At 67.1% G+C, this 26698-nt stretch carries 24 protein-coding genes; 10 read left to right on the top strand and 14 right to left on the bottom strand.

Features of this window, described 5'->3' with window-relative positions; genetic code table 11:
- Positions 1–7: 7 nt before the first annotated feature.
- The 4 genes from ROY82_11020 to ROY82_11035 all read right to left on the bottom strand — a co-directional run bounded on the left by ROY82_11020 (position 8) and on the right by ROY82_11035 (position 4279).
- On the bottom strand, positions 8–1195 hold the full coding sequence (locus ROY82_11020) for a DUF1343 domain-containing protein (protein ID MDT3682987.1): 1188 nt from the start codon (positions 1193–1195) through the stop codon (positions 8–10).
- Positions 1195–2022, bottom strand: a complete 828-nt coding sequence (locus ROY82_11025; protein ID MDT3682988.1) for a carbohydrate ABC transporter permease — start codon at positions 2020–2022, stop codon at positions 1195–1197. The genes ROY82_11020 and ROY82_11025 overlap by 1 nt, the downstream gene beginning before the upstream one ends.
- 1 nt (position 2023) lies before the next feature.
- Positions 2024–2953: a sugar ABC transporter permease gene (locus tag ROY82_11030; GenBank protein ID MDT3682989.1), complete on the bottom strand. Its 930-nt coding sequence runs from the start codon at positions 2951–2953 to the stop codon at positions 2024–2026.
- Positions 2954–3040: 87 nt separating this feature from the next.
- Entirely contained in the window at positions 3041–4279 is a 1239-nt protein-coding gene (locus tag ROY82_11035) for an extracellular solute-binding protein (GenBank protein MDT3682990.1), read from the bottom strand.
- Between the two features lie 430 nt (positions 4280–4709).
- On the opposite strand from ROY82_11035, the gene ROY82_11040 reads away from it, so the two are divergent.
- The 5 genes from ROY82_11040 to ROY82_11060 all read left to right on the top strand — a co-directional run bounded on the left by ROY82_11040 (position 4710) and on the right by ROY82_11060 (position 10629).
- On the top strand, positions 4710–5084 hold the full coding sequence (locus ROY82_11040; protein ID MDT3682991.1) for a hypothetical protein: 375 nt from the start codon (positions 4710–4712) through the stop codon (positions 5082–5084).
- Positions 5084–6073, top strand: a complete 990-nt coding sequence (locus ROY82_11045; protein ID MDT3682992.1) for a cytochrome c — start codon at positions 5084–5086, stop codon at positions 6071–6073. The genes ROY82_11040 and ROY82_11045 overlap by 1 nt, the downstream gene beginning before the upstream one ends.
- Complete coding sequence (locus tag ROY82_11050) at positions 6070–7758, top strand: cbb3-type cytochrome c oxidase subunit I (protein MDT3682993.1); 1689 nt, start codon at positions 6070–6072, stop codon at positions 7756–7758. The genes ROY82_11045 and ROY82_11050 overlap by 4 nt, the downstream gene beginning before the upstream one ends.
- 341 nt (positions 7759–8099) lie before the next feature.
- Complete coding sequence (locus ROY82_11055) at positions 8100–9707, top strand: ABC-F family ATP-binding cassette domain-containing protein (protein MDT3682994.1); 1608 nt, start codon at positions 8100–8102, stop codon at positions 9705–9707.
- Positions 9708–10011: 304 nt separating this feature from the next.
- Positions 10012–10629 carry a hypothetical protein gene (locus ROY82_11060; protein ID MDT3682995.1) on the top strand — a complete coding sequence of 206 codons (618 nt, stop codon included), beginning with the start codon at positions 10012–10014 and terminating at the stop codon, positions 10627–10629.
- 53 nt (positions 10630–10682) lie between these two features.
- Here the strand turns inward: ROY82_11060 and ROY82_11065 are convergent, their stop codons facing one another.
- From ROY82_11065 to ROY82_11090, 6 genes are all read right to left on the bottom strand, one after another.
- Positions 10683–11432, bottom strand: a complete 750-nt coding sequence (locus tag ROY82_11065) for a hypothetical protein (GenBank protein ID MDT3682996.1) — start codon at positions 11430–11432, stop codon at positions 10683–10685.
- Between the two features lie 29 nt (positions 11433–11461).
- A complete protein-coding gene (locus ROY82_11070) occupies positions 11462–11983 on the bottom strand; it encodes a nitrous oxide reductase accessory protein NosL (GenBank protein MDT3682997.1) in 522 nt (173 codons plus the stop codon).
- Complete coding sequence (locus ROY82_11075; GenBank protein MDT3682998.1) at positions 11973–12665, bottom strand: nitrous oxide reductase accessory protein NosL; 693 nt, start codon at positions 12663–12665, stop codon at positions 11973–11975. Before ROY82_11075 ends, ROY82_11070 begins: the two co-directional genes overlap by 11 nt.
- Positions 12666–12735: 70 nt before the next feature.
- Positions 12736–13059, bottom strand: a complete 324-nt coding sequence (locus ROY82_11080; protein MDT3682999.1) for a hypothetical protein — start codon at positions 13057–13059, stop codon at positions 12736–12738.
- Between the two features lie 43 nt (positions 13060–13102).
- Complete coding sequence (locus ROY82_11085; GenBank protein MDT3683000.1) at positions 13103–13876, bottom strand: ATP-binding cassette domain-containing protein; 774 nt, start codon at positions 13874–13876, stop codon at positions 13103–13105.
- A complete protein-coding gene (locus tag ROY82_11090; GenBank protein ID MDT3683001.1) occupies positions 13873–15312 on the bottom strand; it encodes a right-handed parallel beta-helix repeat-containing protein in 1440 nt (479 codons plus the stop codon). Before ROY82_11090 ends, ROY82_11085 begins: the two co-directional genes overlap by 4 nt.
- Positions 15313–15535: 223 nt before the next feature.
- On the opposite strand from ROY82_11090, the gene ROY82_11095 reads away from it, so the two are divergent.
- Complete coding sequence (locus tag ROY82_11095; protein ID MDT3683002.1) at positions 15536–15847, top strand: DUF4282 domain-containing protein; 312 nt, start codon at positions 15536–15538, stop codon at positions 15845–15847.
- Between the two features lie 34 nt (positions 15848–15881).
- Here ROY82_11095 and ROY82_11100 read toward each other — a convergent pair whose 3' ends face one another.
- Both ROY82_11100 and ROY82_11105 read right to left on the bottom strand, forming a co-directional pair.
- On the bottom strand, positions 15882–16055 hold the full coding sequence (locus ROY82_11100) for a DCC1-like thiol-disulfide oxidoreductase family protein (GenBank protein ID MDT3683003.1): 174 nt from the start codon (positions 16053–16055) through the stop codon (positions 15882–15884).
- Between the two features lie 1763 nt (positions 16056–17818).
- Complete coding sequence (locus ROY82_11105) at positions 17819–18133, bottom strand: DCC1-like thiol-disulfide oxidoreductase family protein (GenBank protein ID MDT3683004.1); 315 nt, start codon at positions 18131–18133, stop codon at positions 17819–17821.
- Positions 18134–18222: 89 nt separating this feature from the next.
- Between ROY82_11105 and ROY82_11110 the strand changes: the two genes are divergently transcribed.
- Genes ROY82_11110 through ROY82_11120 form a run of 3 tightly spaced genes read left to right on the top strand, consistent with a single transcriptional unit; the run spans position 18223 to position 22659 of the window.
- Positions 18223–18513 carry a ribbon-helix-helix protein, CopG family gene (locus ROY82_11110; GenBank protein MDT3683005.1) on the top strand — a complete coding sequence of 97 codons (291 nt, stop codon included), beginning with the start codon at positions 18223–18225 and terminating at the stop codon, positions 18511–18513.
- Positions 18510–18884, top strand: a complete 375-nt coding sequence (locus ROY82_11115) for a type II toxin-antitoxin system VapC family toxin (GenBank protein ID MDT3683006.1) — start codon at positions 18510–18512, stop codon at positions 18882–18884. Before ROY82_11110 ends, ROY82_11115 begins: the two co-directional genes overlap by 4 nt.
- 52 nt (positions 18885–18936) lie before the next feature.
- Positions 18937–22659 (top strand): patatin-like protein, encoded by a 3723-nt coding sequence (locus ROY82_11120; protein MDT3683007.1) that lies wholly within the window; start codon positions 18937–18939, stop codon positions 22657–22659.
- A 395-nt stretch (positions 22660–23054) separates the two neighbouring features.
- Here the strand turns inward: ROY82_11120 and ROY82_11125 are convergent, their stop codons facing one another.
- Positions 23055–24269: an RtcB family protein gene (locus tag ROY82_11125; GenBank protein ID MDT3683008.1), complete on the bottom strand. Its 1215-nt coding sequence runs from the start codon at positions 24267–24269 to the stop codon at positions 23055–23057.
- Between the two features lie 294 nt (positions 24270–24563).
- Between ROY82_11125 and ROY82_11130 the strand changes: the two genes are divergently transcribed.
- Positions 24564–25532 (top strand): AAA family ATPase, encoded by a 969-nt coding sequence (locus ROY82_11130; protein ID MDT3683009.1) that lies wholly within the window; start codon positions 24564–24566, stop codon positions 25530–25532.
- A gap of 135 nt (positions 25533–25667) precedes the next feature.
- Here the strand turns inward: ROY82_11130 and ROY82_11135 are convergent, their stop codons facing one another.
- Entirely contained in the window at positions 25668–26549 is an 882-nt protein-coding gene (locus ROY82_11135) for a MerR family transcriptional regulator (protein ID MDT3683010.1), read from the bottom strand.
- Positions 26550–26698: the final 149 nt, after the last annotated feature.

Here is a 26698-nt window from a genome sequence, read left to right on the forward strand (position 1 = left end):
CCCGACGTCAGCCGCTTCGAGCGTGAAAGCCGTCTAACGCCCGTTCCCAAGCCAGGGCCGCCTCCAACCAGGCGGCCCTGGCCGTGTCGAGCGACATGGCGCCGTCCACCACCGCGCGCACGCTCTCGTCGCCGGCGAGCGCGTCTACGAGGTAACCGGTCACGGGCTCGTGCCACGGCTCGCCGGCTCCCGGGAGTTCGGCCCACGGCTTCTCTGCCGCCGGCACCCACCTGAACGCGTCGGCGTGCTCCCGCTTCACGTGCCGCAAGATGCTTATCACCGCCTCAAGCGGCCGCAGCAGATTTCGGTTTGTGACGTGCAGCTGCACCCCATGGCACAACTTGCCGGCATGCGTGTCGGTGCGAGGCACGTAGCTGACGGGCCGGCACAGCAGGCCCGGCAGTCCAAGCTCGTTCAACTGTCCGGCCAAGGCGTAGCCGTCCAGCCAGGGCGCTCCCAGCAGCTGGAAGGGCAGCGTGGTGCCGCGGCCCTCGTTCAGGTTGGTCCCCTCGAGCAACACCAGCCCCGGGTACAGCGCCACCGCCTCCGCCGAGGGCAGGCCGGGCGAGGGCGGCACGAAGAGGGCTGGAGCCCGAGCCACGGGCGACACACTGGCGAGTGGCGTCACCACCAGGTCGACGCCCACGTCCCTGACTCCCCAGGCCACCACCTCGCCCAACGTACGGCCATGCTGGAAGGGGATGTCGAGGTAGCCGAGGAAGGAACGGTGTGCCGGGTCCAGGGCGGGGCCGTCCACCCTGGGCCCAAGCAGGTTGGGCCGGTCGCATATGACCACCCGCGTTGCCGTCTCGGCGGCGGCCTCGCAGACGAGCGCCGCGGTCGTGGCGTACGTGTAGCAGCGCACCCCCACCTCGACAACGTCGATGACCACGGCGTCCACGCCGGCGAGCACCTCGGCCGTGGGCCGGCGCCTGGGCCCGTAGAGGCTGTGCAGCGCGAGCCCGGTGCGTGCGTCGCGCCTGTCGCCGATCGGCGTCGCGTCGTCCTCGTAGCCGCTCCAACCGTGCTCCGGAGTAAGCAGGGCGACGAGCTCGATGCCGGGGTGGGTCCGTAATACCTCCAGGGTCGGCCGGCCTTCTGACGTCAGCGATGCCTGGTTGGCGAGGAGCGCCACCTTCCGACCTTCGAGGTAACGCTCGGGTGCGGCCAATAGCGCATCGATACCGAGCCGCATCAGCCCTTGACCGCCCCGGCCGTGAGCCCCTCGATGAACTGTCGCGACATGATCAGGTAGACGATGAGAAGCGGCAGGCTGGCGAGCACCATGCCGCTGAAGACGAGGCTCCAGTCGATCAGGTGCTGCCCGAAGAAGATCTGCATGCCCAGCGGGATCGTCTTCCAGGTGTTCGAGGTGAGGAACAGGAGCGGGAAGAAGAAGTCGTTCCACCACGGCACGACGTTGATGATTATGACGGTCGCCAGGCCCGGCCTCACGAGCGGCAGCATCACCCGGTAGAAGGTCTGCCACTCGGTGCAGCCGTCGATGCGGGCGGCGTCCTCGAGCTCGCGCGGCAGGTTGCGGAAGAAAACCGACAGGAGGAACACGGCCATGGGCATGCCCGACGCCGCGTAGGTGAGGATGAGCGCGAACGGCGTGTCGATGAGCCCGAGGTCGCGCATGAGCAGGTAGAGCGGCAGGATCCCCAGCCGGATGGGGATCATGATCCCCGCCAGGAAGAAGATGAAGAGCGCGCCTCGCAACCTGAACGAGTAGCGAGCGAGAGCGTACGCAGCGGGCGCGGCCGTGGCCACCAGCAACAGTGCCGAAGCGCCGGTGATCAACACGCTGTTACGCAGGTAGTTGCCGAAGTTGGCGCGCTCCCACACGGCCCGGAAGCCCTTGAGGGTGAACTCCGCCGGCAAGCCGAACGGGTTGCGGAAGATCTCGGGGGTGGTCTTGAAGGCCGTCAGGACCATCAGCGCCACCGGGTAGAGGAACACCAGGGCCATGATCCCCAGGAACAAGTAGATGAAAGTTGACGACACCCGTCTGCCGCGCACGTCAGTTCTCCGCCTGTCTGCTGGTCATGAAGCGCACGCCCATGAACGAGACCACGCCGATGATGATGAGCATGAGCACCCCGATGGCGGCCGCCAGGCCTATCTGGCCGGGTTCCCCACCCGTCGTAGGGTCGCCGAACGCGGTGCGGTAGAAGAACGTGGCCAGGAGGTCGGTGGCGTACGCCGGCGACCCCGACGCCCCTTGCATGACGAAGACGAGCTCGAACGCGTTGAAGTCCCAGATGAACGTCAAGATCGTGACCATCGTCAAGGTGGGCATGAGGAGCGGAAGCGTCACGAAACGGAAGTTCTGCCAGGGGTTGGCGCCGTCCACCAGGGCCGCCTCGTTGTATTCGCGGGGGATCGCCTGGACGGCCGCCAAGTAGACGAGTATCGGGAAGCCCAGCCACGCCCACGCGTTCACGAGCACCACGGCCGTGAGGGCGGTCGAGCTCTGCCCTAACCAGGGCTGCACGGCGTCGGGCAGACCGAGCCGCCTGAGGCCCTGCGCTAGCGCGCCCCAGGTGGGGTTCAACAGCATGCGCCAGAGGAAGCCGACGACCACGAGCGACAGCGTGTGCGGGAGAAAATAGGCCGCCTGGAAGAAGGCGAAACCGCGCCTCTTCCGGGCCAGGAGCACGGCCACGAAGAGGCCGATGGTGGTCTGGATGATGAAGGTTATGACGAAGAAATAGGCGTTGTGCGACAGCGCCGACCAGAATCGCTCGTTATACGGCCAGCGCGTGAGGACGCTCACGAAGTTCTTGAGGCCGGCGAAGCCTCGGCGAACCAGGCCGTCCCACTCGAAGAAGCTGTAGCTCAAGGACGACAGCAGTGGGTAGGCCATGAACATGCCGTAGATGAGGATGGCGGGTGCCAGGAAGATGACCAGGTGGCCGTTCCTCCCCCACCAGTTCCGCCTGTAGCGCATTCGACCTCCGTTCCCGGCTGCGGAATCACTCGCGGGGCGCCGCTCCCGTGGGCGCGGCGCCCCGCTCGGACCACTAAGGCAATGGGCCTACTGGAACGGTACGAACCATTCGGCCACGCCGCGCTGGATGTTCGCCGCGACGGCGGCAACGGTGCGGTCGCCCGCCATGGCAGCCTGCATCTCGTTCTGAAGGAGCGTGGACCCGCTGGGTTGCCCGAAGCGGAAGGCGGTGAGCATCAGGTACGGGGTGCCCTCGGAGTTCATCATCTCGACCATCTCGGCCAGCGGCTTGCTGCCTGGGACCGTTCCGGGGACGGCGGAGATCTGCTGCAGGGTATCGGTGAACATCTGGCCGAACTTCTGGCTGGCCAGGAACTCGATGAAGCGCAGGGCTTCGGCCTGGTGCGGGCTGGCGGCGTTGATGCCGTACGAGCCGTCCACGTAGTAGCTGATGCAACTCGGCGTGGCGGCGTCGTCGGCCGGCACCGCGAAGGAGCCTACCTCGAGGTCGGGGTTGAGGCTCGCCATATTGCCGAGCTCATAGCTGCCACCGATCATCATGCCGGCCTGCTCGAACGCGAACATGGTCTGCATGTCGGTGTAGGCCACGCCCATGAAGTTGTCCGCCATGTACGGGCGCAGATCGAGCATGCGCTGGAGGCCGGCCTCGAAGCGCGGATCCAAGAAGTTGGTCTTGCCGGCCGTGATCTCTTCGAAGAACGGCGTGCAACCGTAGAACGTGGGGGCGACGGCGCCGAACATCGTCTCGAGTGTCCACGGGTCCTTGCCGCCGTTGGCAAGGGCGTAGACGCCCGACGCCTTGAGGGCGTCGCCCACGGCGAGGAACTCCGACCAGGTGGTGGGCTCGCTCAGGCCTAGGCGCTCGAACATGGCCTTGTTGTAAAGGACCTGGACCGTCTGGAGCGCGAACGGCACGCCGTACACGCCGCCGTCGGCGCGGTTGGTGGCGCCCAGCAGGATGCCCTTGTCGAAGCCGTCGAGGGCCGCGACCTGGCCGTCCAGCCTCGTCAGGAGGCCGGCGCCCGCGAGCGACTCCATGCCGCCGTACGCACGCAGGTGAACGATGTCGGGCCCGCCGCCGCCTTGCAGGGCGGTCGCGACGATGGTGTTGTATTCGGTGTTCAGGTAAGGAGTGAAGGTGACGTTGATGTCGGAGTTCTCGGCGTGGAACGCGGCGATGAACTGCTCGTAGGCGGCCACGTCCTCCGTGCGCCAACTCCAGAAGGTGAGGTTCGTCTGCGCGACGGCCGAGGCAAGGAACAGCGCCGCGAGCGTTAGTGCGGCCAAACGGATGAATCGTTGCATGCTTGCACTCCTTCGACGAAGAGCCACGCGGACCGCCGCTCCGGTCTGGGGGCGCCGGTGACCAACTTGTGTTACAGGCCATTTATACCTTTCCTATACCATTTGCGTCAACGGCCAACCTCGTAAGAAAACCTCGTAAGAAACCGTTCCATGGCATGGGTAGAAGGGCGGCCGCCACCGGTGCTTGGCTCCGCCCAACCGCTTGTGCACTATTAGTCAAGCAGTCAGACCTGAGGGGCCCACAACCATGCCGGCATGTGCCGGTTATGGCGCCTGTGTACCGCTAAGCCCTCGTACCTATTGCGCGCTAACCAGCTAAGCCCTATAACTCTTAAACAAGGACTCCAATGTCCAAGTATGCGTCGGTGGACCGTCTTCTCGCTGGGCCCTCAACTCCGCGAGACGGTGGCCCAGAGAGGAGCAAAAGCGCATGCAGAGGTCGATCGACCTGACACTCTCCGTGTTGGCCAGCGTGCTCGGATTCGGGCTCTCGTGGCCGTACTGGAGGTCGTTCAGCTACTTCGCCGAATCGCACACGGCGTGGTGGATCTACTTCGCCCTCGGCTTCGTGCTGGCCGTGTTCGTCTTCTACGTCTTCTTCAGGGCGCTGAGGACGATCTTCATGCATGGACATGGTCACGACGGTCACGGCGACCACTCGCATGACGGGCACTCTCACGACGCGGACCCGCTCGGGCTTTCCGACACGGAGGCCCACGCACAGGGTCATGAGCGGCATTCCCACGACCAACACAAACACCCCATCGGCCCGCCCATCGGGGCCCCTAGCCAGGAGCACAACTGATGGCGCCTGAAGAGCAACAAGACCAAATGGAATCGGGCCGTCGGCACGTGGCGCTTGCGGTCCTCGGCTTCATGCTCCTCGTGTTCATCGTGCTTTCCGGCTTCTCGTTCGTGTCGTCACGTAACCAGATCACGCCCGACACCGTCACGTATGCGGAGACCTTCGGAGCGGTTGACGGCAAGCGGGTGTTCCAGGCGTACAACTGCATGGGGTGCCACACCATAGTCGGCAACGGCGCCTACCTCGGGCCCGACCTCACCAACACTTACGAGTCGGCGGGCCCGGCCTGGATGGCGGCGTTCCTGCCGTCCGCCGGTAGTTGGCCCACCGAGGCGGCGCTACGCGTGCAACTCCAGAACCCCGACCAGGTTGCCGAGACGGGAATCACCGACCTGGCCGCGTACTACGAGGCGTACCCCGGCGCCAAGGAGCGCATCGAGCGCCGCGCCGGGCTCTCCAGCTTCATGCCGAACCTGTCGTTCAGGTCCGACGAAGTGCCCAACCTGCTCGCCTTCTTCAAGTACACGTCCTTGATGGACACCGAGGGCTGGCCGCCCAAGCCCAAGGTCGACGGGCTCGCCAATCCGTTGGCCGCCAAGGCGATCACCACCGTGTCGACCGCCTCCAGCTCCACCTCGGCTCCGGCTTCCACGGCCCCAGCCGCGGCCGGGGCAGCCGCCGAACCGGTCGCTACGGCCATCGACGGCAAGGAGGTCGCGAACCAGACCGGTTGTTTCGCGTGCCACGCCACCGACTCCACTAGGCTGGTCGGGCCCGGCTGGGGCGGGATCTACGGCACCACCACCGAACTCGAGGGGGGCGGAACGGCTACCGTCGACGACGCATACCTCTCCGAGTCCATCACCGCTCCCGACGCCAAGGTCGTGGCGGGCTACCCGGCCGGCGTGATGCCGTCTTACGAGAACATCCTTTCGGCCGCTGAGATCAGCGCCATAGTCGCTTACATCCGCTCGCTGGAGAAGCCATGATCAAGTACAAGACGCAACGCCTGAGCCTGCGCTTCTTCGCCCTCATGCTCATACTCCTGGTCGTGCAGGTGCTGTTGGGGGTCCTCCTCTCGGTCCAGCAGGCCGATCCGACGCTTCTCGAGGGCATCTTCAACTTCAACATCGCGCGCTCCGAGCACGTGAACCTGGGCGTGCTCTGGATACTCTCCGGCTTCATCGGCACCATCCTCTTCGTTGGACCCCTGCTCTCCAAGCGCGAGCTGGCGGCGCCCTGGCTAATCAAGTTCCTGTTCGTGGCGCTCTCCTTCATAACCGTCTGGAACTCCACCACCATCTTCTTCGCCCAGAAGGGCATCGCCGGCTGGTGGCTCGGCCAACCGTGGCTCCAGGAGGGGCTCGAGTACCTCGAGGCCGGCCGCGTGGCCGACATCCTAATCCTGGTCGGCTTCGTGATCCTGGCGTACGTGGTGCTGCGCACCTTCCCGCACATGAGGCAATGGAACGAGATCCACTGGGGCCTCGCCATCGGCGTCACGGCCCTCGCCGCCATGTGGGTCTTCGGCATGTTCTTCATCGGCCGCATAGACCTGCAAGAGTTCTTCCGCTGGTTCGTCGTCCACTACTGGGTCGAGGGCGTGTGGGAGGTCATCCACATCAGCCTCATCGGCATCCTGCTCGTGATCATGTTCAAGGCGGACATCAAGACCGTGGGGTACGCCGTGTTCTGGGGTGTGACGCTCGTGTGGCTGAGCGGCCTCCTGGGCAACGCCCACCACTACTTCTGGGTGGGGACCCCCGAGTTCTGGCAGTTCTGGGGCTCGCTCTTCAGTGCCCTCGAGCCGCTGCCGCTCATCTTCTGCTTCTGGCACATCTACCTCGACTCGCACCACGACAGGAAGCCGCTCGAGAACGCGCCGGCTTTCTACTTCATCCTCGGCTCCGCGGTGCTCGAGCTCGTGGGGGCCGGCATCCTCGGCTTCACCATGACGTTCGCGCTCACGAACGTCTGGTCTCACGGCACCTGGGTGACGCCGAGCCACGCTCACCTCGCGATGTTCGGGACGTTCGGCATGCTCGGGATCGGCGCCGCCTACTACATAATCCCGAAGCTTCGCAAGGTCGAGTCCTTCGACCAACGGTTCGGGCAGCTCTCGTTCTGGCTGGTGTTCATCGGCATGCTCGGGATAGCGTTCGCGTTCGCCCTCGGCGGCACGGTGCAGGTCTTCGTGTACCGCACGCTGGGCCTCGACTGGTTCGGGGGCGACGTCTTCCCGGCCATGACCCTCTACAAAGCCCTGCTGCCGGCGTTCGGCCTGGTCTTCCTCGCCGGCACGCTGCTCCTCGTGTTCGACCTGTTCACGTTGGGCCACCGCGTGCGCGTGCCCGACTCTCATGAGGCCATGGCGCCCTACACGCCGCCAAGGACCGGCTGGAGCCAGCCCCTCACCGGCTTCGAGACCGGCGTCTGGCTGGCCGTCATGTGGATCTTCGGGTTCATAATCACGGCCGGGCTGTTGAGCTTCAACCTGGCCCGAGTCCAGCTGGGCGACCCGACCCTCCCATACCTGGCGGCCGGCATTGGTTATCCGGGACTCCTCCTCACCACCGTGCTTTTCGTCTGGCGCTTCCTGGCGTCACTGGGGGCGCGGGCCATGGCGTCCAACGCGGCAATGCAACGGACCACCGTGCCTGCCACCACCGATTGAGCTGACGCCCATGCCGCCGGGGACCGCAATCAAGCGCGTCCCCGGCGGCAGCTCCTTGCGCTCGCGCCGGCCGGCCCTTCGTACTCGGCCGGCTCTTGATACTCGCGACGGCCTACTCTTTGCGCCTACCTCGCCGGGCAAACAGTGCTCGGCCCGGCCCCACGCGTTCCGAGGCTACGGCACGCAGTTGTGCCGGCCGACTTGCTATCCTCGGAGCACCTCCCCCGCAACCGGCCGAGGAGGCTCCCGCCCGCTTAGCGAAAGGCCGAGCTGTACATGCGCGACTCGCACTGATCACGAGAACCCCACAGGTACTTCGTTCACTCCGTTAGGAGATCAGTGTGAGCTTGCAGTTTCACGCCGTGGCCAAGCGCTACGGCGGCACCACCATCTTTTCCGATGTTTGCTTCACCGTCGGGGCCGGCCAGAAGGTCGCGCTCATCGGACCCAACGGGGGCGGCAAGAGCACGCTGCTCCGGCTCGCTGCCGGCCTCGAGCCGCCCGACGCGGGCGGCGTCACCGCCACGGGACGCGTGGCGCTCCTCGAACAGGTAACCGGGTCGGAAGGTCGCGACGCGCTGGCTGCCGTCACGCCGCCCCTACTGCGGAGGGCGGCGGCCGAACTCGCCGCAGCGCAGCTGGCCCTCGTGGACCCCACGCCCGACAACCTCCTCCGCCACGCCGAGGCCGAGGAGCACTACCGCGTTTCGGGAGGCTACGAGTTCGAGACCCGCGCCGAGACGGTCCTGAACGGCCTCGGACTGAAGGGCGCGAGGGTGGTGGACGGCCTCTCGGGCGGTCAGGCGCGGAGGCTCCACCTCGCCCGGCAACTGTTGACCCCCGCCGAGATCTACCTCCTGGACGAGCCCACCAACCACTTGGACCCCCAGGGGCTCGAGTGGCTGGCGGGTTGGGTGCGCTCGAGCCCCGCCACCATGCTCATCGTCTCGCACGACCGGGCGTTCCTCGATACCACCGTGAGCGCCGTCGCCGAGCTGGAGCGCGGCGCGGTTCACGTGTGGCCCGGGAACTACTCGGAAGCCATGCGGGTGAAGGAGGCCGAGCGCGACAATCAGCTGCGGCTGCACCAGACGCAGGTCCGGGCCAAGCGGAAACTGGAGCTGGAGGCCGCCCGCGTCGCGTCGCGCAGCCGCAGTGCCGACAAGTTCGACCACCGGCGCGCCGGCAACCAGGCGCTCATCCTCGCCAAGGCCAAGGCCGAGAACGTGTCGCGGACCCTCGCGCGCAGGGCGAAGGCCATGGAAGCCCGGGTAGAGAAGTTCGAGGTGGCCGGCAAACCGTTCGAGGACCGGCGCACCTTCGAGATCCCGCTGCCGGACGTGCCCTACGGCCCCACCGACGTGCTGCAGTTGCAAGAAGTGGAGGTGAGGCGGGAGGGCCGCACGCTCGTGACCGGCCTGAACCTCACGCTCCGAAGGGGCGAGAAGCTGGCGCTGCTGGGCCCCAACGGCAGCGGCAAGACGAGCTTGTTGGAGGTGGCGTTGGGAAGCCTGCGACCCACTGCCGGCAGCGTGACCCTGAACGCCGAACCGTTCGTCGTCACTCAGCACGGCACCGAGCTGGACGAGTACGACACGCTAGAGACCGCCCTGCGCGCCGCCCAACCCGAGCTCAGACGGCAGGACCTCTACTACCTTCTTGCGCGCATGGGGCTGCCGAACGACCCGCAGGCGCGAGTTGCCACCCTCTCCGGCGGGGAACGCACGCGCCTGGCGCTGGCGCGCCTCACCGTCACCCGCGCGCCGCTCCTCGTCCTCGACGAGCCCACCAACCACCTGGACATCCGGATGGTCGAGGCCCTCGAGGAGCTCTTGGTCGACTATCCGGGGGCGGTGCTGCTCGCCTCGCACGATCGGCGGTTGGTTGCGGCGGTCGCGAGCAGGACGCTGACTCTCGACGGCGAGGGGGGTGATGGCGTCACCCGCTAGTCCAAAGGCCCATAACCCCAAGCCGCGGGGTCGCGTGCCAAGGCCATCGCAGCGGCGGCCGCGCACTCGCCTCCTCTGCCACCAGCGGCGGACCCCGCCGCTGACTTTCGGTCGGTTCACCACTCAAGGCCTGAGAACTCCGATACAAGGTGTCGAAGTGCGATTCAAGTTGTACGACTCCCAAGGTCGGCACAGCACTTACGGCACTTTTGCGCCGTAAGCTTTTGCTAACGGAATCTCGGAGCTGTCGCAGAGTCGGCCGCACTGCCGCGACGGCCTTACCCACCGACGAAAGGGGATTCTCATGCGCACCTTATCGCTCGTAGTTCTTTCTACGATCGGGATGTGGGCCTTCGGCCAGCCGACCATCACGAGCGTAGAGATCGAGGGAGGCCTGCTGTTCGATCTGGCAGGCTCCGCGAATGCGGTCGAAGTGGAAGTTGTCCCTGAGCTATCACGCTTGCTGATCGTTGGGATGCGTGGGCAAGAAGAGTTGCTTTCGCTTGAAATAGAAGCCGGCGACCTGATCGGTGCGCAGACGGTTTCGGTTATCGCCGGTGGCGTCACTGGCATCGGTCGTTGCGCCTCGACCGTCTTCGCCCGAATAGAGCTCAGGAACGAGAACTCGAAGCTTCTGAAACGGCGCCAGCAACTGAAGTGCGTTGAGGGCCCAGAGGCATTCGCCGGGATGTTGGTTCCCGGACCGTTAGGGCATGTTGGTGCTAGCGTCAGCGCACCCCTCGACACCTGGTTGCTCTTCGAGGCGGCTCGTATACAGCCGGCAACGGAAGTCGTTGAGGACGAGTTGGCGGAGACACTCGTCTTCTACACCTACCTGCAGACTCAAGACGGGACTGCCCAGCCTGAACACCCAAGCTTCCATTCACTGGAGGAGGCGGCCGAGGCGTTCGACCTCCCCTAACGCCAACGCAGTTCTGAGTAGCTGGTAGGGCTCGTTGCTATTGGCTCACTCCCTCACCGCTCGCGGTAGGCGAACACCCACCCCGCTAGGTACAGCAGCGCCGTGCTCACGACCGCGAAGCTGCCGGCCGCGAGGAACAGCGCCCCGTTGGGAAAGAGGTCGGTGACGACCTTGCCGACGGGGCCGACGAGAACCGGCACCTGCAGCGTGTGCAGCAGCCCGACGCGCCAGAGCTCGAGCGGGTTCAGCAGCAGCGAGGCGATCAGGAAGGGGCCGAGAGGGTAGTCGGCGAACGCGCTGGCGATGGCCACGACCACCGGACCGTAAGCCAGCACGAGCAGACCCCACGCGGCAAGGCCCATGGCCATGGCCCGCGTGACATCTAGGGTGAGCCCGCTGAAGAGCGCGGTCATGGCGGTGAAGAACGACACCACGGCCGCGATGGTGAGCCACAGGAGCACGAGCTCGACGATGGTGAAGCCGAGGAGGGCACCGGCCACCGCGCCGCCTACCAACAGCGGCACGAGTATGCCCGCCGCGATTCCCAGGGCGGCGCCCCTGAAGGCCGCCGCCGGCGGGCGCGGCAGGGCGGCCCAGAAGGCCCAAGTGTCCCGCCGCGTGAGTAGGGGCGCCGCCACCACGACCGTAAGCGGCGGCAGGTATAGCTGCAGGACCGCCACCATGCTCACGAGCCCCACCGCGCTCCCCCGCCCGCGGAAGGCGAGTGCCAGGCCAACCAACGCGAGCCCCGCCAAATGGGTCCACGGGTTGCGCAGCACTTCGCGGAGGTGGAGCGCGGCCATGCCCGCTCCCCTGCGGATTGTCTCGCGCTTCAGTAGTCCGGAACCCAAGGCGTCATCGCCGCCCTCTCGAGCACTTCGGCCCAGCCGAGAAGCTCGGCGCCGGTGTAGCGCTGAGCCGTAGCGAACGCCTCCGCCGCCTCCTTGGAGGTGAAGGCCGCCAGCCCGCCGCCCATCGGGGTGCGCAGGCGCGGGTGGTGCAACAGGACGGCCTCGGCGGCGGGCAGGAGCACCGCGGCCTCGCGGGTCGACGCCTGTCGGTCGGCCACGTACACCTCCTCCACCAGCGGGGGAACGGGCCCGTGCCCGGCGAGGTGGTCGGCAAGGCACTCGATGGCGTCGTAGTTGAGGACCAGTCCCGTGGGGGTGACGACCTGCGCGGTGAAGCGCAGGTCGACGATCGTCATGTTGCAGTAGGGGCACACGTCCACGCCGTAGTTGGTCTCGCGCGGCGCCGCGCCCACGAGCGCCCTGGGAAGGAGCGCGACCGCGGCGCCGGCGCCCACTCGGCGCAAGAACTCACGGCGGCTCAGCCGCCCGCGCCTACTGGTCAAGGTGCCTCACCAGCAGCGGCACGAGGTTGCCGATGGGCAAGGGGGCGAGGTCCATGAGTACCACTTCGTCGTGCACGTGCACGCGGCCGAGTTCGGGATGTGCGGCCACGTAGGCGGCCGCGGCGGAGTGGTTTTCGAAGGCGCCAAGGCGCGCGGCCATCGAGACCCGCAGGTTCTCGCCCCAAAGAAAGGCGGCCGAACGGCCGGGCAGCAGGTCGGCGGCGCCCACCGGCGCATCCTCGAACGAGGCCACGTAGTAGGTCGTGCCGTGCCCGTCGGCCAGGTCGAGCGAGTAGGCGTGGTTGAAGAGGCAGCCGAGCGACTCGTAGTGCAGCGCGCCTTGCCCCAGCAACTCGTTGCCTTCGGCCAGGCGGATCTGACCGTAGGTGCGCTCGCGGAAGCCGGCGCCAACGGGAGCCCCAGGGGGTGTTGCTAGAGTCATGCCGCAGAAGGCGCAGACGCCGGCCTCCCACGGGATCTCGGCGGGCGGGAGCAGGTCCGGGCCGACGCCACCCGCCGTACCCATGTTTCCAGGCATCTCACCCGGCCCGTGCTGCATGCCCTGCCCGTGCTGCATGCCCTGGCCGCCACCCATCTGGGCGCGGGCGAGGTCGAGGGCCAGCGGCGCTGCCAGTGCGACCGCGGCAAGCCGCTTGATGAAGTTCCGACGATCGGTAGACAAAGTGAGAACACGCTCCAATCCCTTACGGGAGACAAGAAGTGAGGGTGCGGGGGCGCAGTGCGCCCCGGCCTTACGAACCGGTGCGCGCGCCCGGGGGGCCTCGCGCTTGGGGCGTGGCCCTGGCGGGCGCGTTCGGCTCTTCGAGGCCGCTAATGGCCAACACGACCACCGGGCCCAGGCCCGAGGCCGGCCCCAGCGTGAGCGGGGGCGGCACGGCGGGCAGGTTCAGAACGCAGGGTTGGCCACGCGAGTGCTGGGGCATCGGGCAGTCGGCGGCGTGCTCCATGCGGGGGTTGAAAGCCAGAGCGGCCGAAGTGGCCAGTACCAACCAGAGGGCCACGCCGAGCCGGCCCATCCGGCGGCGCATGAACGCGCGGCGTCGGCCCGGGCTCACGGCTCGTCCTTAGGGGCGCATGAACGCGCGGCGTCGGCCGGGCTCACGGCTCGTCCTTGGCGGCGAGGAGTTCGCCGACCTTCGAACCGGCCATTCGCCTCACCCGCCAGCCTGCAGGGAGCGGCCCCGCCGGCTGCCCGTCTCGCATCACCTCGTACTCGAAGAGGTCGGCAACTTTCAGGCGGCCGATGACCCTGCCCGCGCTGAGGAGGAGCGCCTCGCCTGCTAGTGCCTCGACCTCCTCCGGCCGGTGGGCGCTGACTACCAACGTCCCGCCCGCCGCCCCGTGCTCGCGTGCCCACTCCGCCAGCCTGGAAAGGCCGTCCTCGTCTATAGCGGAGGCCGGTTCGTCGAGCAGCCAGAGGGGCGGCTCGTCCATCAGCGCCGCGGCTAGCGCGAGCCTCTGGGTCATGCCGCCGGACAGCGTGCCCACGCGGTGCGTCAACACGCCGCCCAAGCCCATGCGCGCCACCGCGTCGTGCGCCAGCGTAGTGGGACAACGCTTGGCCTGAACGGCTGCGGCAAGTATCTCGCTCACGTGAAGGTGGGGCGGGAACTGGATGCGCTGCGGCACGTACGCGCGCAGGCGCGAGGCCTCCGCGCTGCGAGGGCCGTGCCCGAAGACCTTCACGGTGCCGCGGGGGGCCTTCAGCCCACCCGTGAGCAGGTTGAGGAGCGTGGACTTGCCGGCGCCGTTGGCGCCTATCAGGGCGAGCGCGCCGCTACCCAGCTCGAGATCGGTCGGGTGGAGCCGGTCGCCGTAGCCGGCACCGCGCAAGCTCAGCGCCGGTGGTTGCGGTGCGGTAACTGTGCTCATGCCGGGGCCCGCGGCAGGCCGCGAGGTCTGCCGAGCAGGTACCCGACGGCGCCCAAGCCGATGGCGGCCAGAACCGCGGCCAGGGGCGCGCCCGCGCCCGAAGTGGCAGGGAGGTCCTCGACCTGCGCCCACCCGGCGGGGTGCCAGTCAAGGTCGAGGCGCGGTGCCGGGTCGGCCAGGCTCATGAGGCGGATCGCCGGCACCGTCGCCTCGATGTTCTCCCACAACAAGACCCCGGGGCTCAGCGAGTAGAGCGAGAGGTCGGGTTGTCTGGACGCCAGCATGGCGAAGGAGGAACTCGGGACGTGGGGCACGTCGGCCACGCCGTCGCCGTCTAAGTCCAGGCGCGTGGCGGCCTCGAAGGCGTTCCCGTTGAGGCTCACGCTGGCGTCGGGGTCGTCCACGGCCACGTCGTTGACGTTGCCCCTGAACGTGTTCCCGTTGATGCGCACCGCGCTCGAACCACCGAAGGCGCTGCGCTGCACGAGGATGCCGAAGCCGCTGCCGCGGTACAGGTTGCCCTCGAGCGCTATGTCGGGCGCCGACACGACGAGCGTGCCGATGGTGTTCCCGAGGAACGCGTTGCCCTCGACCACGGCGTCCTTGACCTCCAGCGCCATGAGGCCGAACGAGAGCGGTCCGACGTGATCCTCGAAGGTGTTGCGCGTAGCGCGGAGACCCCGCCCATACATGGCGGCGGAACCCACCGTGCCTCCTCGCACGACGTTCGAGTCGAGGGTCGTGCGCAGGCTGTACATCGTGTGCATGGCGTAACGGGCGGCGCCGACGAACTCGCTGGTGGAAACCGTGGCGTCGTCGGCGCTCTCGAGGTAGATGCCGTCCAGGAAGCCATGCACTTGCGAGCCTTCGAGGCGCAGGCCGGGGCTGCCGAAGACGGTCAGCCCCGGGGCGCTCGGACCGCCCGAGAGTTCGGCGCCCACCACCGAGACGTCCCGTGAGTCGTCTATCCTCACGCCGGTGGGGGCGTCCTTGGCGCTCACCCCCACCAGGCTGCAACCCTCGCATTGGACCAGCCAGAAGGCCGCGTCCGGGGCGTAGAGGTCGTGCTCATCTCCCGCCCCGGCCACCGTCAACCCCAGCACGGAGATGCCGGGAGCGGCCAGCACGACGGTGCTTCCCTCGCCCACGCCAAGGACCACGGCGCCGGCGCCTTCGATGCGCACGTTCTCCGCGTCCACCACCCACGGGCCCTGGTAGACGCCAGGCGCGAGGGTCACGACGCTGCCGGGCTCGAGCGCAGGCCAAGGGTCCGCCGGCGAGAGGTGAACTTGCGGGCTCGCGGCCACCGTCGATTGTGAGAGGGAGAGCAGCGTGAAAAGCGCCACCGCTCGAGGCGAGGCCCAACGGCCCCTCCGGCGGCCGGCCGAGTAGGCGTCCGCCGTCGGTTCGGGCCCACGCCAGCGCCAAGCCGCCATCAGGTGATGATACCGGCGGGGCTAGGGACGCTTGTCCCGCCGTCCCCTGTCCCGCCGTCCCCTGCCGCGCCCTCCTCGGACCGCGTGGGCATGCGGCCTGCGAGCGTCGCGCCGGCAACGCCCTCCGCGCTCTTCGTGCGCCTCGCGCGCACCACCGGCGACTGCCGCGCGGCCGTTAACGGCGCCTCATATACTGTGCGCACCAAACCAGGGAGGCGCAGCCATGAACAACCGCAGCTTCTTCGCTCGACTCTTCGACATGTCGTTCTCCGAGTTCGTGACCCCGAGCATCATCCAGATCATCTACACGATCAGCATCTTCGCGGCCGGCCTCGCTGCCATCGGCGTCCTGATCGGGTTGTCCCAGGTCGGCGGCGCCAGCGCGTTCCTCGGCCTCATCATGGCGGTCGTCGGATTCTTCATCTACGTGATCATCGCGCGCGTGACGCTCGAAGCCGTGGTTGCGCTCTTCCGCATCGCCGAGAACACCCGCGTGATGGCCGACAAGGCCAGGCAGTCCGGCGATCAGGGCTAAGCAACCGTTTGGTCCCGGAACTCGTGGTTCGAGGCTAAGCCAGGAACCTGTCGGCGTCTTCCGCGTTCGGGAGGCCGCACGCTTCGGCGCGGCCGAACCAACTGTAACGGCGCCTGGCGACGAAATCGTAGAGCGTGTCGCGGAAGCGCTTCGGGATCTTGAGGAGAAGCGTTAGCGCCGGCCACGGGCCGCGCAAGTACCTGAGCACCCTTAGCCCGCTCTATTCATGAGGGTCGCGCTGGGGTCGGTTTCCGGGGTGCGAAAGGCCCGGACTTTGGCGCCGGGTTGCGGTTCGGACTCTGATGGTGACCGGTTCGGGGCGGTGGTGCTGGTTCCGGGTGTCCCGGGCGTGTTTTCGGGKGTCCCTGGGCGCGCTTCGCCGGCCGGTGGCGCCTTGATTACCGGATTCTGGGTTTGTTGTTGTGGCCTTGCCTCAGGCGGGCGGCGCGGCTAACCGCCTTGCGATGGTCACCCATTCGTTGCGCCATGGCGCTGCTTGGGGCAGGTGGATCACGATTCTCCTGGTGCTGGTCTTGAACCAGGCGCCCAACTTGATGAGCCGCTCCCTGATGGTGGTCACTTGTGCGCTGGCGAAGGTCGTGCCGGTCGCCGCTAAGCGGATCTCCTGGTATAGGGCGAACGCCGTGGCGTGCAAGATTACTCGCAGCTGGTTCGCCGCGAAGTTCGTGCAGCTCGTCTTGTCCATGCGGATGGCGYTCTTGAGTTCCTTGAYGYNRGTTCTCCACGTCACCCCTGCGGCTGTAGACACTCTCGTAGACGAAGGCGGCATCGCCGACTAAGTCGGTGACGACGAACCGCGCATTATCCCGCGGGATCCTGCCCGGGTAGCGGGTGACTTCGGCCTTGATGATCACCCGTCGCGAGTGCGGCCAGCTCTTCTTGGTCTGGTACTGCTTATCCAGGTAGACGCGTTCGCTGGTTCCGCTGGCTTCGCTGAGCGCCCTGGCGATCGCCATGCCCGGCTCGGCGTGCTCTTTCAAGACGCTGTTGCTGCTCATGCCGATGGCGTAACGCACCCGGTGATCATCCAGGTACTCGAACACGCTGGGGATAGCGAAGCCCGCGTCGGCTCGCAGCGTCACCTGCGCCCTCGGGAAGTGCGCCCTGACGTTCTCGATCACGCCGCTCAGGAAGCTCAAGACCTGATCGTTACCGGCGTTACCCGGCCTGAGCAGGGAGGCCACCAGGTACTGCTCGGCCTCGTCGTCGAACTGGATGAACGCCAGCAGCGGCAAGAAGCCGTGGTTGCCGTACAAGCCGTTGAACAACGCGCCTTGCTGCTCACCATGAGCGTCATCCCAGGTGGCGTCGACGTCGATGATGATGATGCGCTTAGCGTTCCGGCGCAACCTCCGCTGGTGGCGGTTCAGCACCGCGCCACTGAACGCCTCGCTCGCCGCTGCGNNNGATGATGATGCGCTTAGCGTTCCGGCGCAACCTCCGCTGGTGGCGGTTCAGCACCGCGCCACTGAACGCCTCGCTCGCCGCTGCGACATGCTTCTCGTCGAAGGCGTTCTCAAGGCGCGAGATGGTCGGCTGCGACGCCAACTCACTGCCAGCCCCCGGGCAGCGGCCCAGCAGCAACTGGTGAGTGGGGTCGCCGCGTAAGCGCGCCGCGTCGTTGGCGTCCTCGTAACCGTTCCCGATCCCGAAAGCCCGCTGCTGAACGACGGCAAGCAACGAATGCCTGACCTTGCCCGCCTCACGCGCATCAGGCAGCGCGCCCGCCACCGCCGCCGTCAAACGAAGACGGTCATCCGCCAACTTCAGCAGCAACGCCCCGCCATCGGAACTGCTCGCCGGCTGATCGAACGCCGCCACGACCGGCTTCACGAAGCCACCCTCGAACAGCACAGTCTGCGAAGTGATATTCTCTCTCACAAGAAGGCCTCCACCTGGTAGAAAGCTTGTGCCACACACACTTTCTACCATAATGAAGGCCTTCTCTTCTCATGCCTCATGCATAATCCGGGTTAGCGCGGCCGTCGAGCGGTCGTAGATGCGCCCGCCTTCGACGAATAGAACGGTCGGAGGAGAGTCGTCCACCCCTATGCGCACGTTCGGGTCCAACTGCGACGTGTAGCGCCGAAGCAGCGCCTTCCCAGCATCCGATTGGAGCGACGCGAAGCGCACCTTGCCTGCGGGGTCACGCGCCACGACGAACCGCACGGCGGAGTTACAGAGGTTGCACACGCCGTCGAAGAGGAGCACTGGTTTCGCCGGTTCGGGGCTCTCATCACCCCCGCCGACGCGCACGAACGCCATGGCCTTAGTCTGGCATGGCCTCGACGCTAGGGCGTAGCGGCGCCGCCCTCGCCCGCCAGGGCCTTACAGGCTTACGGTAGTATGGTTCTATGGCAGTGAAGATGACGTTCAGCCTCGACGAGGAAACGGCTGACCGCCTCGAGAGGGTCGCGGACACGCTACGGAAGCCCAAGAGCATGGTCGTGCGCGAGGCGATACGCGACTACTCCGAGCGCGTCGGGCGCCTTACCGATGACGAGCGGGAGCGGCAACTCGAAGCCTTCGATCGACTGGTCCCCGAGATTCCGGAGCGCCCGGCAAGCGAGGTGGACCGTGAGCTATCGGCGCTGCGGCAAGCGCGCAGGCACGGCGGTAGGAGCCCGAGCGGCGTCGACCAGTGATACTGATCGATACCTCGGCGCTGATCGACAGCCTGAGCGGCCCCAAACGCTCAGCGTCGACGCTACGGTCCTTCATCGACAGAAAAGAGCGCATCGTCCTGCCGGCACTGGTCCTTTACGAGTGGTGGCGCGGGCCGCGCCTGGAGGAGGAACTAGCCGCCCAAGAAGCACTATTGCCGGCTAAGGACGCCCTCTCGTTCGGACCGGGGGAAGCGCGGATCGCTGCGGAACTGTACCGGCGTGTCGCTAGACCACGCGGTCGCGAGTTGGATCTCGCCATCGCCGCTTGCGCCATCTCGCATGAAGCGGCGCTGTGGACGCTGAACGAGGGGGACTTCAGCGACATCCCGGACCTGACGCTGGCTCACTAGGCGCCCCCGTCCCTCGCGTATCATCGAGGGCAACGACAATCGCAGACGGGGGTTGAGCCTCTTGGGTAACAAGGACGCGGAGCGCGAGGTCCGCATCGCCATCGTCATGTACGGCGGGACCAGCCTGGCCATCTACATGAACGGCATCGCGCAGGAGTTCCTGCAGCTCGTGCGCGCGACCAGCCGAACTGCCGACCCCTCCGAAGCACTGGCAAGCACGGCGCGCGTCTACCGCAAGCTGGCACACTCGTTGGGAGGCACGCGGCTCGAGGAGATAGGTGACGAACTGCTGGGCACGCCGCCGCCCGTCAAGTTCATCATCGACATCCTCTCCGGCACGAGCGCCGGCGGCATCAACGCCGTCATGCTGGCGAAGGCGTTGGCGCGCAACGCCGACCTCGCCCCACTCAAGGAACTCTGGCTCGAACAGGGAGCACTGGGCAGCCTGATCAACGACCGCGGCAGCGGCACGAGCCGCGCCCCGTATCGCCGGCCCGTCAGGTCGCTGTTCAACAGCGACCGCATGTACGTCGAGCTCCTGAAGGCCTTCGAACGCCTAAACCCCGCCGACGAGGCACGGAAACCGCTGGTCGGCTCGCTCCACCTCGCGGTCACGGGCACGGACCTTGCGGGCGAGCCCATCGACATCAAGCTGGCCGACGGCGTTGCCCGGGAGCACTCCCACAAGCACGCCTTCCGGTTCAGGCTCGGCGAGGGGCCAACGGACGAGTTCACGGCGGCCCATGACCCACTGCTCGCCTTCGCCGCGCGCGCCACCAGCAGCCTGCCCGCCGTCTTCGAACCGGCCGTGGCCGCTGCGACGAGGACGCTCGCCGGGAGGCGCTACCGCGACGTAACCGACTGGCGCAAGCTGTTCGGCTCGCTGCAAGGTGACGACGCCGATCTCGCGCAACGTGCGTTCGCCGACGGCGGCTACCTCGACAACAAGCCGTTCGGCCACGCCATCGACCTGCTGGCCGCGTCCTCCAGCAGCGCCCCCGTCTCGCGCAAGCTCTACTACCTCGAACCGCAACCGGAGCTGCTCGACCCCGACGCGGCGCCCAAGGGCGTACCCAGCGCACTCGAGAACACCCTGCAGGTCTTCTCGCTGGCGCGCTACGAGACCATCCGCGCCGACATCCAGCGCCTGAGCGAGCGCAACCGCCTGATCGACCGCATCAGGACCCTCGACGCGGGCGTCCTGGAGGACTTGAGGGCGCGCGAAGCCGCCGCGGGAGGAGGGCCCGAGCGGGTGCGCCCGGCGGAACCGAGCGACCCCGACCTCGCCACCCTCGTGATCAAGCACGGTCCCGCGTACGGGGGCTACCACCGGCTTCGGGTCGGCACCACCACCGACGCCCTCGCCAACGCCCTCGCCGATCATGCTCAGGTGCCCGCCGAGAGCGATGTCCGCCGCGCCCTACGCTTCGTGGTCCGCGCGTGGCGCGAGGACCACTTCCGCCGTGACCGCTCCGGCGCCTTCGAACCGGAGTCGGCGTTCCTGCGCCGCTTCGACCTGCAGTTCCACCGCCGCCGCGCGCGCTTCCTACTGGCCAAGCTGAACGAGCTCTTCGTTCTCGACTCCCAGACCGCCGATGAGCTCAGAAACGTCGGGCCCGGCTCGAGCGAGATGGCGGACCTGGTCGCCGGTTTCCGGGCTGACGAGCAGCGGGCAACGGGCGCTTGGGAAGAGCAGCATGAGTTACTGCGCTCCGCCAAGGTGCAGGCGCAGCTTGCAATGCTGGCCCTAACCGGCCCGCCCGGGCACGTGGGAACGGCCGACGCCGTTGCCGACCCGACCGCACAGGAGGGAGCCCTCCCAACCCGCGCAGCCCCCGGCCCGGAAGTGCGCACCGCGCTGTCGGGCACGTTCCTGGGCGAGGGCGGCGAGCTCCGCCGAGAAGTCAGAGACGAGCTGCTCTCGATCCTCGGTCAACCCAGCGAGGAGGCGAGCGAGCGGGCGGCCGAGCGCTTCTACCGCGCCCGCAAGGCGGCAGTCCTGGACGTTGCCGCCAAGCTCGAGGGCGACATCGCCAGGCGGATCGCCAGCGCCGAAGTCGCGCTGAGCGACCTCGATACCCTCACCACGCCGAACGCGCTCTCAGCCGAGGTTCGCGAGCTCATCCGCACTTACCGCGACGACTACGAGCAGTTCGACATGGTGCAGTTCCCCCTCATCGAGGCCACGCGGGTTGGCGACGAACTCTCCCCAGTCGAGGTCCACCGCTTCAGCCCGGCCGACGTTCGGCACTACGGAAGTGCGTTCGGCGACGACAAGCTGAAGGGCACGAGGTTCGCCTCGTTCGGCGCCTTCCTCGACCGTCGCTGGCGCGAGCACGACATCTTGTGGGGGCGGCTCGACGGCGCCGAGCGGCTGATAACCACGCTCCTCGGCAACGCCCGGCCGGAGACGCGCGACCGGCTGATAACGGAAGCGCACCTGGCCATCTTGAAAGAGGAGTTCCCGGCCGACGGCGCTGAGTTGAGGAAGCTGGAAGCGCGCGAGGCAGGCGGCGCGAACGGCTCTGCCATCGACGTTGCGCGCACACGCGCCAACACGGTCCGCTTCCTTCAGTCGCGGACCCGGGGGCTCGAACTGGACCCCCGCGACGCCGCCAAGGACTTGTCGCGGGTAGTCCGTGTCATGGGCAGCCTGTCGGACACCCTCAGCACCGAAGCCAACCTGCCGGGCGTCGTGCGCAACTCCCTGGGCTTCACTTCCCTGGTGGGCTCCACGCTCGTCGATGCCGCCATCCCCAGGACCTTCTGGCACCTGCTCAGCACTTACTGGTCGAGCCTGCTCCTGCTCCTCGGGGCGGCGCTGATGATTCTGGGCCTGCCCCTGAGGGGCTGGCCAGGCTTGCAGGGGGCGCTGCTGTGGGGCGTGGTCTTCGTCGCCGCCTCGGTTGGCTTCCTGGTGCTCCGCTCGCTGCTCTGGTCGCTGCTGGCTCCAGCCGACTCGCGCGCCCGGTCGCCCGGGGCGGCGGCTTCGCGCTGGTTCGGGCGTGCCGCGCTGCTGCTGGGGGTACTGCTGGCGCTCGCGACCGGCGCCGTGGAGAGTTCGGTGCCCGAAGACGCGGGGGTCACTGGCGCCGCGGGCATGCCCACGGCACTGGCCCTCGGCCTGGCCCAGGACGAGGTCGACCTGGCCTGCGCCTTGCGGTCTTGCGGCTTCGACACCGCCGCCCCGGGAGAGGTCGTCGCGCTCACGTTGGCTACCGCACCCGGGCTGCCCCGTGCGCGAGCGCTGACCTACCTGGCACTCGGCTGGGTAGGGCTACTCGCTGCCGTGCTGGCAGCCGCCGGCCTGGCTACTTGGGCGACCCCGACTCGGTGGAACGGCTTGCTTGGTGCGCTGCTGGCCGTCATGGGCGGCGCGGCGGGCCTCTGGGCGCTGCTGAGGATCCAGTTGGCCCTAGAGCGGCTCGGCACTGGGCTTGGCGACGGCAACACGTGGCTCGTCTTCACCTCCGGGCTCACGAAGGTCGCACTGCTACTGGCCCTGGCCGCAGTGGGAGTGCTGGTCCCGGTGCTCATGGCGCGCGCCCCCTCCTTTCCGCTGAGCGTAAGGGTGCTGTCTTGGGCGCTAGGCCTAGCCGCGGCCGCCGCGGCGACCCTCGGCGTGTTGGGGCTCACTCTTAGCATGGCGACGTTGCTCGGCCTCAGCATCACCTTCTTGATGGCCGTGCTGCTCGGCATATCGTTCCTATTCGCGCTGGGGTACTTCGGCCCTGGCCCGACAAACGCGCCGGCAGAAGCCGGGCCGGGTCGCTGAGGGGCTTGGCTCAAATCCCCCGTGTTTGGTCGGCGTCCAGCTCTGTTGAGGCAGCGTTTAGCCGGCACCTACTACCCTCTCTCGCAAGGTACCGACAACTCGGGACCCCTAGGAGGAGGACGTGATGTTTGTAACTCGCGGCAGACTCGTTTGCGGGACCGTGCTAGCAACGACCATACTCGCCCTCGGAGTGGCGCAGGCCCGCGTCGGGCCGCAGTGGCGCAATCCCGGCTCCTCCATAGGCCCGGCCGTGGCGCTGGCACTGCCCTTGTCGCCAAACTGCATAAAGCGCCTGTCTCGCGACACGGTGTGGGTTCACAGCGGGCTGTTCCCCGGGACCAGGCTCTGGTGCCTACAAGCACCCGCGCCGCCGGCCTACCAGGTGCCCCCAATCCTTACCAACGATCCGGCGCGGCCATCGCGACTATGAGAGGCCGCAACGCGTGCAACAGCTCGATGGTGTCGCCTTGCGCCTCGATCACTTCTGCCAGACGCCTGTAGGCCTGCGGCGCCTCGTCGCGCCCTCCCCCACGCAAGATCACATCCTTGCGCTCCAGCCACTCGTTCATCATCCCGCGGGAGATGCTGCCCCGGATGTTCTTCCCGCGCCGCCTGCGGCCGCGCGTGCCGGCCGCTTCGGTGCGGCTCATGACGCGGCCGGCACCGTGGACGGTGGAGAAGAGCGCCTCCTGCTGCTCCACTGAACCCTCCAGCGAGCCCATGAGGATCACCGAGTCGTCACCCATGGAGCCGCCCACGAAGCCCCGCTGACCGGGGAACGCGGGCGTGGCGCCCTTGCGCACCACGATCAACTCCTCGCCGAAGTGCTCCTCGCGCCAGGCGAAGTTGTGGTTGTTGTGAACCAGCTCGAGCTCACGGCCGCCCATGATGCTCACTACCTTGCGCGCCACCCATTCGCGGCCCGCGTAGGCGTACTTGCCGGCTAGGTTCATGGCTTCCCAATACGAGGCGCCCAACTCCGAATCGAGTGACAGCAGGGCCTCCACCTCGGGCGCTCGAGCGCCCCACTTCTTGCCTTGGGCCAGGGCCAGGTAGCCGCTCGCCACCGTGTGGCCGAGCCCGCGCGAGCCGAAGTGGACTCCCACCCAGAGGCGTTCCTGCTCATCCGCGAACACGTCGATGTAGTGATTACCGGAACCGATGGAGCCAAGCTGCGAGCGAGCGCGCTCGCGCAGCTGCTCGCGGTGCTCGGCCGGGACGTGCTCCCAGGCCGGCGAGTCGAACAGCGGGTGGTCGACGGGAGCGTCGTCGGCCTTGTTCGACTGGCCGACGCCGAAGGCGAACGAATCCCAGATCTCGTCTGCGAGGGCCTCTAGGTCAAGGTCGGCCGACAGAGTCAGATCGGTGAGTATGGCGGCGTTCCCGCAGGCGATGTCGAACCCCACCCCCGTCACGCTCACCTGGTTACGGTAGGCGGCGACCCCACCGATCGGCATGACGTACCCCAGGTGCCCGTCGGCCATGAGCGCCACGCGGACGGCGCGGGAGGCCACGTCCCTCAGTTGCTCTAGCATGTTCTCCTCGTGCTCGCCGAAGACCTTCATTGGGGTTGCTGTCCCGGTCGGGTCTACGCTGGCATCTTCGTTCATGTCCTCAGGCTACGCATTAGCGACGTCGATCACCACGACTTGGAGGTGGTAATGCTGCCTCCTCCAATTGCCGTGCGGCCAAGACCTGATGACGGCCCAGTTGTATGGCCTCGCCAGTATCGTTCTCGAGGCCGTCGGACCGAGGGCTCGAAGAACTCGGTTGGACCTTCCACATTTCACCGGTTGGCACATCCACAATCCACCGGTTAGAACTTCCACAATTCACCGGCCGTAGGCTCCATACATCACCGGTTGGAAGTTCCTCAATTCACCGGTTATTCGTTATAGCCATGCATGGAAACCTACCTGCCACGGATCGTCGACGCGGAACTCGGGTCCGCTCTTCGCATCACCGGCGCTGTACTCATCGAGGGCCCCCGCGGCTACGGCAAGACCGAGACTGGTCGACACCACGCGGCCGGCGAGGTCCTTCTCGACACCGATGAGAACGCATTGATGTTGGCGGGCATCGACCCGACGGCCGTGCTGGAGGGTGAAGTACCAAGGCTTATCGACGAGTGGCAGCTGGAACCTCGCTTATGGAACCATGTCCGTAGGACGGTCGACGACAGGCGCGCCAAAGGACAATTCATCCTTACGAGCTCGGCGACACCAAGCGACCGTCAATTGAAGCACTCGGGCGCAGCGCGCATCCTGCGACTCCGTATGCGGACGTTGTCCTTGAGTGAGTCCGGGCACTCATCTGCGCAGGTGTCACTGGAAGACCTAATGAACGGCGCCCTCCTCGAACCAAGACGGAACCCTTCGAGCCCGTCTGTGGCGGCGGTCGCCGAGATCGTGTGCCATGGCGGTTGGCCCGCCATGCCCAAACTGACCGCGGCACAGGCCCAGACCCTGCTGCGCTCATACCTCGAAGACATCGTAAGGATCGATCTACCGAAGCTCGAGGACGGATCGCGACGAAACCACGAACGTGTGCGACGCACTCTCACCTCCATCGCACGCGACATACGCATCTACGGCCAGAGCCTCGAGGCCCGCCTGATGCATTACCGCGACAGCGCGGGCACCGAGGTCGATCAGATCGTGTCGACACCGGACGGGAGGTGGATCGCGGCCGAGGTCAAACTGGGCACGAACCAGATAGATGCCGCTGCGGCCTCGCTACTCGCTTTCACCACCAAGCTGGAACGCAAGCGAACGCCGGAGCCCGCTGCCCTGGTGGTGTTCACTACGGGCGATTACGCGTACAGCAGGCCGGACGGGGTCAAGGTCGTGCCGATCACTATGCTGGGACCGTGAGCTTGACCCAAGCGATCCGACCGCATCGAGCGCGCTGACGTCTGGTCCTTTGCCGCACTAGGACAGCGAGCCATCTAACGCCAACGAGCAGCTCTAGTCTCGCCCCGTCTCAAGGGTCGACAAACTCCGATAACTTCAGGCGACGCGGGCCCCCAGCAGCCTCTCCACCTCTGGAATGACCTCGTGGATCTCGTTCCCCAGGAAGAGCCCACCCAGCTCCTCGGCAAGCGCTGGAGCGGCCCCGAACGCATGACCCCCGAAGACCAGCAACGGCTCGAGTGCGCGCAGTTCGGCGCCGTGCGCCCTAAGCTGGGCGACCGCTGCATCCATCCGAGCGGAGATGAACACGGCAGTGGGCCGCAGCAAACGCGCCATCTCCACCACGTCGTGCACGGGGGTGTCGGCCCCCAGGTAGACGGCGTCGAAGCCGGCGCGGTTCAGCAGCACCGCCAAGATGAGTGCGCCCAGTTCGTGGCGTTCCTTGGGCGCGCACGTGACCAACGCCGGCTGCGACCGCCCAGCACCGGGCATGAGCGAAAGGAGTCCGTGCAGCCGCCCTTGCATCAGATTGGTGGCGAAATGCTCGGTCGCCACCAGGATCTCTCCGGAGTGCCAGAGGTCTCCAATCTTGGCCATCGCCGGAGTGACGAGGTCCAGCAGTACGTTCTCGACGTCGTGCAGGGCGAACGCTTCACTGAGCACTCGCCCGGCACGCGCATCTTCCAGCGCGACCAACGCCTCCACCAACTCGTTCGTCAACTCGGTCAGGGGCCGAGGACCGGCCCTGGCGCCGGCCTGCTCACTGACCATGGCGGCCGCACGGGAGGCCAGCACACCGTCGGCGATGAGCTTGCGCATGATCTCGATCTGCCGCAGGTCCTCGTCGTCGTAAAGACGGTAGCCGGAACTGGAGCGCCGCGGCTTGGGGAACCCGTAGCGCCGCTCCCACTGCCGCAACGAACTGGCCGGAACGCCGGACCGCGCCTCGACCTCAGCCACCGTGTACTTGCCGGACATCGCATCCTCCAAAGCATTCTTCAAGCCTTGTACAGGCCCCAGAAGGAGCGTACGGCAGTGGGCGAAGCGCAATTGTGATCCAGCACCCAGTGTCGTTGTCCAGGTTGTGTATCATCTTCGTCACGGGCTTGTAGTAGCCTTGTCCAAGG

The organism is Truepera sp. (assembly GCA_032027045.1).
In the GTDB taxonomy this organism is placed as follows: domain Bacteria; phylum Deinococcota; class Deinococci; order Deinococcales; family Trueperaceae; genus JAAYYF01.